10 protein-coding genes and 1 pseudogene are annotated in these 12,125 nt (G+C 55.4%); 7 read left to right on the top strand and 4 right to left on the bottom strand.

The features are described 5' to 3' along the window. Positions 1 to 7: 7 nt before the first annotated feature. From OU789_RS16315 to OU789_RS16305, 3 genes are read right to left on the bottom strand one after another with little or no spacing between them, the layout of a single operon-like run. The gene (locus tag OU789_RS16315) at positions 8 to 562 is read right to left on the bottom strand and encodes an invasion associated locus B family protein (protein ID WP_274656803.1); all 555 of its coding nucleotides are present in this window, start codon (positions 560 to 562) and stop codon (positions 8 to 10) included. A 46-nt stretch (positions 563 to 608) separates the two neighbouring features. Beyond that, on the bottom strand, positions 609 to 2,129 hold the full coding sequence (locus OU789_RS16310) for a ShlB/FhaC/HecB family hemolysin secretion/activation protein (RefSeq protein ID WP_274656802.1): 1,521 nt from the start codon (positions 2,127 to 2,129) through the stop codon (positions 609 to 611). Further along, positions 2,126 to 2,620: an invasion associated locus B family protein gene (locus OU789_RS16305; RefSeq protein WP_274656801.1), complete on the bottom strand. Its 495-nt coding sequence runs from the start codon at positions 2,618 to 2,620 to the stop codon at positions 2,126 to 2,128. Before OU789_RS16305 ends, OU789_RS16310 begins: the two co-directional genes overlap by 4 nt. Before the next feature lie 661 nt (positions 2,621 to 3,281). Between OU789_RS16305 and OU789_RS16300 the strand changes: the two genes are divergently transcribed. The 4 genes from OU789_RS16300 to OU789_RS16285 all read left to right on the top strand — a co-directional run bounded on the left by OU789_RS16300 (position 3,282) and on the right by OU789_RS16285 (position 8,886). After that, on the top strand, positions 3,282 to 4,130 hold the full coding sequence (locus OU789_RS16300) for a helix-turn-helix domain-containing protein (protein ID WP_274656800.1): 849 nt from the start codon (positions 3,282 to 3,284) through the stop codon (positions 4,128 to 4,130). Between the two features lie 121 nt (positions 4,131 to 4,251). Further along, positions 4,252 to 4,860 carry a TetR/AcrR family transcriptional regulator gene (locus OU789_RS16295; RefSeq protein ID WP_274656799.1) on the top strand — a complete coding sequence of 203 codons (609 nt, stop codon included), beginning with the start codon at positions 4,252 to 4,254 and terminating at the stop codon, positions 4,858 to 4,860. A 14-nt stretch (positions 4,861 to 4,874) separates the two neighbouring features. Then, complete coding sequence (locus tag OU789_RS16290) at positions 4,875 to 5,855, top strand: zinc-binding dehydrogenase (protein ID WP_274656798.1); 981 nt, start codon at positions 4,875 to 4,877, stop codon at positions 5,853 to 5,855. A gap of 241 nt (positions 5,856 to 6,096) precedes the next feature. Further along, positions 6,097 to 8,886: a bifunctional aconitate hydratase 2/2-methylisocitrate dehydratase gene (locus OU789_RS16285; RefSeq protein ID WP_274656796.1), complete on the top strand. Its 2,790-nt coding sequence runs from the start codon at positions 6,097 to 6,099 to the stop codon at positions 8,884 to 8,886. Positions 8,887 to 8,959: 73 nt separating this feature from the next. Here OU789_RS16285 and OU789_RS16280 read toward each other — a convergent pair whose 3' ends face one another. Further along, positions 8,960 to 9,571: an NAD(P)H-dependent oxidoreductase gene (locus OU789_RS16280; RefSeq protein ID WP_274656795.1), complete on the bottom strand. Its 612-nt coding sequence runs from the start codon at positions 9,569 to 9,571 to the stop codon at positions 8,960 to 8,962. A gap of 122 nt (positions 9,572 to 9,693) precedes the next feature. Between OU789_RS16280 and OU789_RS16275 the strand changes: the two genes are divergently transcribed. From OU789_RS16275 to OU789_RS16265, 3 genes and pseudogenes are all read left to right on the top strand, one after another. Then, complete coding sequence (locus tag OU789_RS16275) at positions 9,694 to 10,053, top strand: winged helix-turn-helix transcriptional regulator (RefSeq protein WP_274656793.1); 360 nt, start codon at positions 9,694 to 9,696, stop codon at positions 10,051 to 10,053. 108 nt (positions 10,054 to 10,161) lie between these two features. Beyond that, positions 10,162 to 11,745 (top strand): glycerol-3-phosphate dehydrogenase, encoded by a 1,584-nt coding sequence (gene glpD / locus OU789_RS16270; RefSeq protein WP_274656792.1) that lies wholly within the window; start codon positions 10,162 to 10,164, stop codon positions 11,743 to 11,745. Between the two features lie 138 nt (positions 11,746 to 11,883). Further along, a pseudogene (locus OU789_RS16265) lies at positions 11,884 to 12,125 on the top strand (Hint domain-containing protein); the annotation flags it as partial.

Here is a 12,125-nt window from a genome sequence, read left to right as displayed (position 1 = left end):
TAATCGCCTAGCTGTTATTGGCGCGCAGGGCCGCGATGGCCTCGGCGAAACTTGAAATATCCACGTTAAGGATCACAGGCTCACCATCCGCTGTTGGGCGGAAGCCAAAGAGCAAGGAGTCATGTTCCGCGAAAATCGCCAGCTCGTCGTCATCAAGCGGCGCAGCGGCCTCGCAGATGTCAGCGGCACAGCGTTGCCAAATCATATCGCGCTGCTCGACCTCTTCATTCTCGGTAAAGCGATACACAGCGCCACCCGGCAGATAGACACCCATGGGCACCTGAGCCAAAAGAATGGCGCCATCTTCAACCGGCACCGCAACAAACCGTGCAACAAGCTCGCCCGTTTCACGCAGGCTTTGCTCCTGAATAAGACGACAGGCCGTGCGCTTGGCGGTAAGAGCCTGACAATCGACAATCCAGTCGCCAAAAGCAGATCCGTTCACCACATCCGTAGCGGCTTCTACGGGGGCTTCCTCTGTTGTCTCTGCATCCTGCGAAAATGCAGTCAGCGGGCTAAGCGCTACCGTAGCGGCCAAAGCAAGTCGGGTTATGATCGTCATTAGGTGTTAGCTCCATTCATATGGTCGTTAAACAAGGTGGCCGGATTCAAAACGCGTAATCCAAGCCGAGATAAAAGTCGGGATCGCCTTTGTTGTAGAATCCCAAGGTGTTTCGAAGCGGAACGCCCAAAACGGCGAACACATTAATATGGTCGCCGTATTTCGCGGTTGCGCCGCCGCCGATCGAGGCAATGAAATCTCGGTCCATATCGACCCCGCCATCAAGGCGGTACGGGACAACCAAGCCCATATCGACGAACCCGAAGGGGGTGACATCAAGTTTGGGCAGAGAGTCCGGCCGGTAAGGTGTGGATTTCGAAAGCTGAAGGTTCACGACCGCGCCACTGTCGCCTGCGCGGATATTGCTTGGGTAACCCCGAACAGAGCCAATGCCCCCCGCCGTAAACACGCGCGCAACCGGAAGGTTTTCGCCCGGCGCGAGCTGGAAGTTGATATTGCCGTTGAAGGTGACGGATTTGCCAAGGTTCCGCCCATAGAGCGCGTCACCATATAGAAGCCAGAAATCGCCTTCGGTCAGGGATGTACCAAGCGCTTCGGAATTCCCCGCGCGCATCCCCGCGCTAAATCCCAAGGTCGAGTGCGCTGTGCGGCGAAGATAGCGCGCCTGCGCGAAAACATCCCAAAGGTCGACATCGGCAAACTTTTTTCCTGTGATGGTCGAGCTTGTCGCTTCAAGCGAGCTACCGAACTCGAGCATCGTGTATTGATTTGTCTGTACCCACACCGGCTGTCGGAATGACAAACTCGCGGAGGCATAATCCGAAATCACCCGAAGCCCCTGAAAATCACCACCGATGATGCCAGACCGCGAAAAGCTCGCCGCGGCGATCACGCGCCCGCCTTCGGTTCCAACGGGTCGTGAATAGCTCGCAGAGGCCGAAGAGGCGCCGCTGGATTTCTGGGCCTGAACCGAAAGCGTGTCGCGCACCCCCGTCATCGAGGCCATCCGCCCAAACAACGTCAGCCGCGCAACGCCGGTTTCTTCGCGTCCGAAGTTATCCACGGAAGTGGTAAATGAATATCGCTCTGGTTCTTCGGCGGTGACAATCGCGCGTGTCGTACCGGCCTCTTCTCCTGCCTCAAATGTCAGGCGCGGCGAAATATCATGCGCTATATCATAGAGAAGGAGATCATGTTCCAGCGCATCAAAGTCCGGTTTGATGCCGGCATCAAGCGCCAAGGTACTTCTAAGGAAGCCGGGGTTCGTTGAATCAAACCCTTCAAACACCACTTCGGAGATCGAAGCCTCGACCAGCGAAACCTCCAGAATGCCGTTGGTAATCTCTTGGGGCGGCAAAACTGCCTGTGCGGTCGGAACACCGGACTTAGTATAGAGTGCGTTTAACTCGCCGATCATCGTCTGCAAATCATCAAAAGTGATATTGCGCTTGATATATTTCTGGGTGACGCGGTTTATCTCGGCCTCATCCAGATAACTAGAAGACCCAACAGAAATTCCCTCAAGCCGGAAACTTTGGGCCGCAGCGGGCAACGCGCAAGCCATCGCCAAAACAATGGCACATACTCTAAAGACCTGCTTCATCATTTCGCCACCTCGTCCACTGCGTCTATTGCCGCGGTCAGCCCCATGAGCGAAACTTCGAACTCAATGGGCGGAGATGCGGGGTTTGGGCGAAACCGGATTTGCGCGCTCCGCGCACGCTTCCACGCCAGTAGGTCATCTTCGGAAAGGGTCAGGCGCGCATCACAAGCGCGGGGGGAACACACTTGGTACGCGGCCTGACGTTGGCCAACACCGTTCACAGATACAAAAAGACCAGACGCCAAATGAACTTGGGGCGGCACAAGAATTTGCAACGGTAGGTTCGCACCCTCAACACCATTCGGTTGAAGGCGCAACGTCGCAAGCCAAGTGCGGTCTTCTGCAAAGCTGGTCGTCGCAATCGTACAGATCCGCCCATCCGACGGACAGGTTAGTTCCCAATCCTCGAACATACGCTCCACTGCAAATGCCTTTGCGGTCATGAACACGATTGCCGCACACATAACGCCAAGCCACGCAGATTTATGTATCATCGCGTTAACCATATACCTCCCGACATCACAAAACGGCAGGACAAGCCCGCCGCAAACTGTGTTACTCTCAACTATCGCAATGCGCGAAATTGCCACATTGCGGGTACTTTTTTCGGGTGACGTTAGAGTGTTAGCTAATTTAACTCAATGTTAACTATTTGATCTCAACATTGTTTGCCAAATTCAACAGTTGATAAATTAGACACATTCGCCATAGAGCGCGGCTTTTGTTTACAAATCTGGCCGCCCTCTCTGGACTCTCGCCGCAACCAATACTGCAGTAATCCACAATAAAATATGGGGTTCGCGGCAATCAAAGCGTCGGACAGGCAACGCAATCTAAACGATAGCGCGCGTTCCATTCGATACGGGAACGCGCAAACATACATTCAAAGAATATGATGCTAATTTACCCGCACCGGCTGAAATCCAACATTTTCGCCAATGAATTTTGCGTTTGATCCAGAAAATTGTTGAAATTCCTCATATTCCAATATTGCATCTCGGGTGCGAAAACAGGACGGACAGGCAAATTAATACACAAACGGCATCCAGGCCCGCTCGCGGCTATTTGAATCTACGGGAGCATCCCAAAAATGCACCCATAGATTTCGCCTATGCGAGCAGAGACGTTGAAGTTCGGATTCACGAGGATCCGGGCGTGACCGGCGCGGGAGTTGGATGGCGCAAAACCGAAGTAGACGTCTCCGAGAAAACAGACCTTGAGGTCGGCTCCGATAAATCCACCGAGATTATCTTTACCCAAATCGCCCTGCGCGGGGGGTTTACCATGTCCAGTCAAGATGGGCAGAACCTGAACGCGAAGAGCGTATCGCTTACCCGTCTGGCACATAAGAGTGTTGTTTATGATCTGGTTCCGGGCCCGATCCTGCTCTTTGGTATTCATATGCATCTCGATGTGATCGGGCGATGGTTCGGTGACACGCTTCCAAACGAGTTGAAACCGTTCGCGCGGGATCAGGTCGATCAAACCCTGTGTCAAAAGCTTACCGTCCCTGCCCCGCTTCGAGCCGCCCTACAGGCTCAACTCTCTGACACTGGACCGCTCGCTCGTATTGCGACCGAAGGGATAACGCTCCAGATCATGTCGCACCTTATGTATGCGGCCGCGCAAGAAACGATTGTCGAACATTCCGTTGATGCATTTCAAATCCGTTGCGCCCATGAAGCGATGGACATTCTGCGCCAAAACCTTGCCAACCCGCCACTCATTGCCGAGATCGCCGTAATGGTCGGTCTCTCGACCCACCGTCTCGAGCGCGCCTTTATTCAGGTTCACGGCGTGACAATCCGGCAAGCATTGGTTGATCTGCGCTTTGAGGCGGCCTGCGTTGCGCTCAGACATGGCGAAGCCGTAAAAACCATTGCACACCGCCTTGGCTACGCAAACGCCTCAAATTTCACTTACGCCTTCCGCCGCAAATTCGGTCAGCCACCCAAAGCATGGCGCAACGCAAATGCGCGACCCCCGCTAAAATACCGCAACTAGCCCTGCCTTCTCCGCTAAACTAGCTCCCTTAAAGGGCGCTGCCAGCATGGCCAAACCTCCCTCTTCACGAAAACGCGATCACTACTAGACGACCGGTCTATTACTGACTATCTGCCAGAACATGACAGAAGCAAGTAAATCAGATTTAACACGGAGCCGAATTCTTGACGCAGGGCGCAGCTTGCTGTTGCGCCATGGCTTCTCTGGGGTTGGGCTCTCGCGCATTTTGGCCGAAAGCGGCGTGCCGAAGGGGTCTTTCTATTACTATTTCCCCTCCAAGGAAGCATTCGGCGCAGCGCTCCTTCAAGATTACGTTGAAGGGTATACCGAACGCGTTGATGCGTTGATCGCGCGGCCTGAAACTGCGGGAGAGAAATTCAACCTGTTCTGGAATGCATGGCTCGCCGAGGGTGATCAGCCCGGAATCGCGACGAAATGCCTTGTGATTAAACTCGGCGCTGAAGTCGCCGATCTCTCAGACACCATGCGCGAAATTCTCGACTCTGGCGTGAACGCCCTTGTTGATCGCCTTGCACAGCTTCTACGTGAAGGCGAACAAGACGGAAGCGTGCGCGCCTTTGAAGACCCCGAAACAACCGCTCGGATGCTCTATGCCAAATGGGTTGGCGCGGCCGTACTTGCGAAACTTGCCCAAAGTGACGCCCCTCTTCGCATGGCCAAAGACGAGGCCACGAAACACCTTTCCCCCATCGGGAACACAACTTCTTAATAAAGGAAAATACTATGTTAGCTGCTATCCACGATAGCTTCGGCGAACCTGCCGAGGTTCTTTCAGCGCGTCAAACCGACAAACCAGAACCCGCCGCAGGAGAAGCGCTGGTGCGTATGTTGCTATCTCCAATCCACAACCACGATCTCTGGACGATCCGCGGCAACTATGGATACAAACCCGAGCTTCCCGGCGCGATCGGCGGCTCCGAAGCCCTCGGTATCGTTGAAGCGGTGGGCGAAGGCGTTGCTTCTGATCTCATTGGCAAACGCGTCGTGGCCGCAGGCGTTCACGGCACTTGGGCAGAGTACTTTACCGGCCCCGCCGCAGCACTCCTCCCGCTGCCAGATGCAATTCCTGATGAGGCAGGGGCGCAACTTGTAGCGATGCCGTTCAGCGCAATTTCGCTTCTTGAAACGCTCAAAGTCAGCGAAGGACAGTGGCTCGTGCAAACAGCCGCCAATGGCGCCGTCGGCAAGATCATGACAGGTCTTGCAAAAGCGCGCGGTATCCATTTGCTAAACCTCGTGCGGCGCCAAGAAGCTGCTGATGAACTCAAAGCCGCTGGCGTCGAAAACGTATTGTCCACCGATGATCCAGATTGGGTTGCCAAGGCACAAGCGTTGATCGGAGAAGCAGGCGCAACCTCCGCGATTGACTCCGTCGGTGGCGAAGTCGGCGCACAGCTTATTGAGCTACTTGGCGTTGATGGCGAACTGATCATCTTCGGCACCGCGACGGGCGCGCCGCTGCCTGTGTCCTCTGGCGCATTGATTATGAAACACATCACAGTCAAAGGCTTCTGGGGATCGCGCGTGAGCAAGGAAATGGACCCCGACACCCGCTTCCGCCTCATCGGAGAGTTGGTTGGGTTGGCCGTTCAAGGCGACCTACCGCTCGAAACCGGCGGAAAGTTCCCGCTATCGCAATGCTCAGAAGCAATGAAAGCTGCATTGGAGCCAGGACGCCGCGGCAAGATTATGCTGCAGCCATAAACAACACAGACTGCCGGCCTATCACCGGGCCGGCAGCCCTCATGACCGATCCACAAATCCAAGGTTTGGCAATCCCACTGTTACGCGCCTGTCGCCCTACGGTTCTGCGAGCAAACGAAGCGCCTTGCAGCCCTGAGAGATTTGGTATACATCCGCATACAATCAGAGTCGCTGGGTAAAGGGTCATGGCCCGAAGGTCCGGCGTTGATGCGATAGCCAACTCAAAACCGCCAGGATCATCATGAGCTTGTACACAGACTATTTGAAAGAAATCGACGCGCGTAAAGAACAGGGCCTGAGCCCTAAGCCTATTGATGACGGCGCGCTTGTCGCAGAGTTGATTGCCCAGATCAAGGATACCGACAACGCGTATCGCAACGACTCGCTCAACTACCTTATTTACAACACCCTCCCCGGCACAACGAGCGCCGCTGGCGAGAAGGCCCGTTTCCTCAAGGAGATCATCCTTGGCGAGTCCGAGGTTCCTGAAATCACACCCGCATTTGCCTACGAACTTCTGTCTCACATGAAGGGCGGCCCTTCTGTTGAGGTTCTGCTTGATCTCGCCCTTGGCGATGACGCGGAAACTGCGGCGGACGCTGCGGATGTTCTGAAAACACAAGTGTTCCTCTATGAGGCCGACACAGATCGCCTTAGCGCTGCCTATGAAGCTGGCAACGCCGTGGCCAAAGACATCCTCGAAAGCTATGCCAAAGCCGAGTTCTTCACCAAGCTTCCGGACGTAAACGAAGAAATCGAAGTGGTGACATTTGTTGCCGCTGAAGGCGACATCTCCACCGATCTTCTCTCCCCCGGTGCCGAGGCCCACTCCCGCGCAGACCGTGAACTTCACGGCAAATGCCTCATCTCCGAAGCTGCGCAAAAGCACATTAACGAGCTGAAGCTCCAGCACCCAGATAAGCAGGTCATGCTCATCGCCGAAAAAGGCACCATGGGCGTTGGCTCCTCGCGGATGTCGGGCGTCAACAACGTGGCGCTCTGGACAGGTAAGCAAGCCAGCCCCTATGTGCCGTTTGTAAACTATGCGCCGATCGTGGCCGGAACAAACGGCATCTCGCCGATCTTCCTCACAACCGTTGGCGTGACCGGCGGCATCGGCCTTGACCTCAAGAACTGGGTCAAGAAGCTGGATGAAGACGGCAACCCGATCCTGAACAACAACGGCGACCCTGTTCTTGAACAGAAATATTCGGTTGAAACTGGTACTGTTCTCAAGATCAACACCAAATCCCACAAGCTCCTGAGCGAAGACGGCGAAGAGCTGACCGATGTGTCCTCCGCCTTCACACCGCAAAAGATGGAGTTCATGAAGGCTGGCGGCTCTTACGCCATCGTCTTCGGCAAGAAACTCCAGACATTCGCGGCCGAAACGCTTGGCGTCGAGGCGCCGTTGGTGTTTGCGCCATCCAAAGAGATTTCCGCCGAGGGCCAAGGCCTGACAGCGGTTGAAAAGATCTTCAACAACAACGCAATCGGCGTGGCCGAGGGCAAAACCCTCTCTGCTGGTTCTGATGTGCGCGTGAAGGTCAATGTTGTCGGCTCTCAAGATACCACTGGCCCAATGACCGTTCAGGAACTCGAAGCGATGGCGGCGATGGTTGTGTCTCCGTCAGTTGACGGCGCCTATCAGTCCGGCTGTCATACGGCTTCGGTCTGGGATTCAAAAGCACAGGCCAACACGCCTAAGCTTATGAAATTCATGAACGAATTCGGCCTTGTCACGGGCCGCGACCCCAAAGGCGAATACCACGCCATGACCGACGTGATCCACAAGGTCCTCAACGACCTTACGGTGAGCGATTGGGATATCATCATCGGCGGCGACAGCCACACCCGTATGTCCAAAGGCGTTGCCTTCGGCGCGGACTCCGGCACAGTTGCGCTTGCACTTGCCACAGGCGAAGCCTCCATGCCGATCCCCGAGTCGGTCAAGGTAACGTTCAAAGGCAAAATGGCCGACCACCTCGACTTCCGCGATGTGGTTCACGCCACCCAGAAACAGATGCTGGAGCAACACGGCGACAACGTCTTCCAAGGCCGGGTGATCGAAGTGCATATCGGAACCCTCCTCGCCGACCAAGCCTTCACATTCACCGACTGGACAGCCGAGATGAAGGCGAAAGCCTCGATCTGTATCTCCAACGACGACACATTGATCGAGTCGCTGGAACTGGCCAAGAGCCGCATCCAGATCATGATCGACAAAGGCATGGAGCATGAAAACGGCATGCTGCAGCGCCTGCTCGACAAGGCCGACGCCCGTATCGCAGAAATCAAATCAGGCGCAAAACCTGCCCTGACACCAGATTCCGATGCAAAATACTTCGCAGAGGTTGTTGTTGATCTTGATGCCATCGACGAGCCAATGATTGCCGACCCAGACGTCAACAACGCCGATGTGTCCAAGCGCTATACGCACGACACAATCCGCGAGGTCTCTTACTATAATGCCGAGAAAAAAGTTGATCTTGGCTTTGTCGGCTCCTGCATGGTGCACAAGGGCGACATGAAGATCGTGGCCCAAATGCTCAAGAACCTCGAAAAAGCCAACGGCACGGTCGAGTTCAATGCGCCCCTCGTGGTTGCGGCCCCGACATACAACATCGTTGACGAGCTGAAAGAAGAAGGCGATTGGGAAATCCTCGAGCGCTACTCCGGCTTTACCTTCGACGATCTGTTCCCGAAAACAGAAGCCCGCACCGAGTATGAGAACATCCTCTACCTCGAGCGCCCTGGCTGTAACCTCTGCATGGGGAACCAAGAGAAAGCCGCCAAAGGTGACACAGTTCTCGCCACATCGACCCGCCTGTTCCAAGGCCGCGTCGTTGCGGACAGCGCAGAGAAGAAGGGTGAATCCCTGCTGGCGTCCACGCCGGTTGTTGTTCTCGCTGCGATCCTTGGCCGTACGCCAACACTTGAGGAATACAAAACAGCCGTCGAGGGCATCGACCTAACCAAGTTCGCACCGCCCCTGTCTGTTCCTTCAACAACAAAGTCGGCGCACTTCTAAGTCGCTCTTAGCATAAAAAACAACGGCCACGCGTAGCTTCTGCGCGTGGCCGTTTTCGTTTCTGGCGGTTGGCTTAGGCGGCGGCTGCGTCGCTCCCTTCGGCCGCAAACTCGGCAATCCGCGTATCAAACCGTGCAAAATCGCTCTCGATCTCTGCGTTCTTCACCACATCATGCGCCGAGAATGTCGCTGTTGGCTTCATGCCAAGGAACTGTAGCGTTTTGTGAACCGGCAATAACATGTCATCAACGGATTTCCCCGCAAAGAACGGCTCGTCCGGATTATCAAAGGCCTCGCTTGGCGCATTAAAGGTCACCGACAGCATATAACGCGTGTCCGTCAGAACGCCGCCCATGCCGTAGTTTCGCTTTGGATCGGCGTTTGTGCGCCCATCACTGGTGAACAAAAGGTTATCGGTGTTGGCGGTATATACCTCGTCGAAATATTTCTTGAATGTCCACGGCAATCCCATCCAATGCACGGGGAATTGCAAAATAACCGCATCCGCCCAGACATGCGCCGCGACCTCCGCATCAATGTCATAGCCCTGCGCGATGTTGGTTAACCGCACCTCGTGGCCCTGCCCCACAAGATTGTCGCGGGCGCGCTCGGCAAAGCTGCTGTTTAGCGTTTCGATGGAATTGTTGTGGGGCACAGCCCCGTTCAGGATCAAGATTTTTTGCATGATTCAATGTCTTTCGTTCTCGTGTCGGCTGTCTCTATCGGCAGCGTTAGGCCATATCTGTGCTTGCAAGAAACAAAAGGCAACTAGTATACTTTTTGTAACCTACAAATTGAGGGCAAATAATGGAAAATACCCAAGCCTCCGGCACGACTTCGCCAAAATCAAAGAAACAGCCCTGCTCTATCGAAGACGGCATGCGGATCATCGGCGGCAAATGGACCGGCTCGATTCTCTGGCACCTCCAGTATGGCCCTGTGCGGTTTAACGTGCTCTCCCGTTCAATCGGTGGCGTGAGCAAAAAGATGATCGCCGAGCGCCTCCGCCAGCTTGAGGGCCACGGCCTCATCAGCCGCGAGGTCATGGATACCGCGCCAGTGTCGGTTCAATACGAGCTCACCGATTTTGGCCGCACCGCACTTGGGTTCCTGCATGAATTGGAAAAATGGAGCCGCGACCTCCCAAAAGAATGCCGGAGTACCTGAGCCTCAAACGCAAAAGGAACATAAACGAACATAATTCACTTGCGGTTTTAGCCGTTTTCATGTTCGTATGCGCGCATATTTCGCTTTCCTCATTTACGGACCAGCACCATGCCCGAAACCGCAAAATCCTCCGACGCACCTGTCGATCTCTTTGTGATCGGCGGCGGCATCAATGGCTGCGGGATCGCGCGGGATGCGGCGGGGCGCGGGCTTTCGGTTGAACTCGCAGAGATGAACGACCTTGCCTCGGCCACCTCCTCCGCCTCGACCAAGCTGTTTCACGGCGGGCTGCGCTATCTGGAATATTGGGAAGTTCGACTGGTTCGGGAGGCGCTGATCGAGCGCGAAACCCTGCTCAGAGCAATGCCCCACATCAGCTGGCCCATGCGCTTTGTTCTGCCACTCTCGCCCGACATGCGGTTTGAAAGCGATACGCCAACATCAAAACTCCTCTCCGTGGTCATGCCATGGCTCAAAGGCCGCCGCCCGGACTGGCTCATCCGACTTGGGCTGTTGATGTATGACAACCTCGGAGGCCGCAACATCCTTCCGGGCGCCAAAACACTCGATCTGCGCAACGCACCAGAGGGCACTCCGCTCAAAGAGCAGTTCACAAAGGCGTTCGAATATTCAGATTGCTGGGTCGAAGACAGCCGCCTTGTCGCGCTGAACGCCCGCGATGCCGCCGACCGTGGCGCAATAATCAACACCCAAACCAAAGTCACCGGCGCAAAGGTGATCGATGGCCTTTGGCACATCACGCTGCAAGACAAAGACACAGGCGAAACCCGCCAATCAACCGCCCGCGCCATCGTCAACGCTGGTGGTCCATGGGTGCGCGATCTCATCACCGGCCCGCTTGATATCGAAAGCCCCTTCGGCCTGCGCCTTGTCCGCGGCAGCCATATCGTCACCCGCAAGCTCTATGACCACGACAAAAGCTATTTCTTTCAAGGCCGCGACGGGCGCATTATTTTCGCCATCCCCTACGAGCGTGACTTTACCCTGATCGGCACCACAGACGCCGACCATGCCGCCGCCGATACGCCGCCCACCTGCACCGAAGAAGAGCAAGAGTACCTTATCAACTTTGCCTCGGAATACTTCAAAACGCCGCTTGCGAAATCAGATATCGTCTGGACCTATTCGGGCGTGCGGCCCCTCTTTAACGACGGCGCAAGCTCCAACTCAGCAGCGACACGCGATTACGTTTTGAAGCTCAACGAAACCGCGGGCGCCCCTGTGCTCAACGTCTTTGGCGGCAAGATCACCACCTATCGCCGCCTCGCGGAATCCGCGCTGGAGAAGTTGCGCGTTCATTTCCCGCAGATCACCGACGACTGGACAGCTGGCGTCCCTCTTGCTGGGGGCGATTTCCCCGTTGATGGCGTGGCGGCGCTTACCGAAAAGCTGGCGAAGACCTTCCCTTTCCTCACATCTGACTGGGCCGCGCGGCTCGTGCGCGCCTACGGAACCGAAGCTTTCGACCTGCTCGAGGGCGCGCAATCCGTGGCCGACCTCGGCCAAGATTTCGGCGCCACCCTAACCGCACGCGAAGTTGAATGGCTCATCAACAAGGAATTCGCCCGAACCGCCGATGATATCCTCTGGCGCCGCTCCAAACTCGGCTTGCGGCTTAGCAATGACCAGAAAACCGCGCTTGAAAGCTGGATGAACGCTCGCCACGGGTGAACCTACGCGCTGGCGCCACTCCTGTTCACATAGTTCTGATTGAACGAACACCATCACAAGATAGGAAACTGTTGTGAAGCTTTTACAAAAAGCCCTATGCTCAGAGATAATTTATTAAGTTTTTTGTATTGTGAGCCGATGGCCAAAACCTACACCGCACAGACCTTTGACAACAATTTTGACCCTGCGAACGGAACACCTGTAAATGTGACGGTCATTACCGTCACGCTTACGGATGACAACGAAGACGGTATTCTTTCGCCTGGAAGCGATATGGTGAACGGCGAAACGATCAGTTCGGTCTATAACGGCGACACGATAACCTACGGAAACGGTAAATTCGTTACCGGCGTGACGTTCTATACCTCAAGTGGCGGGCG

This window comes from Halocynthiibacter sp. C4, from assembly GCF_028823805.1.
Lineage (GTDB): Bacteria > Pseudomonadota > Alphaproteobacteria > Rhodobacterales > Rhodobacteraceae > Falsihalocynthiibacter > Falsihalocynthiibacter halioticoli.
Note: the sequence above shows the minus strand (reverse complement) of the source record. Positions and strands in the feature narration are given on the sequence as shown.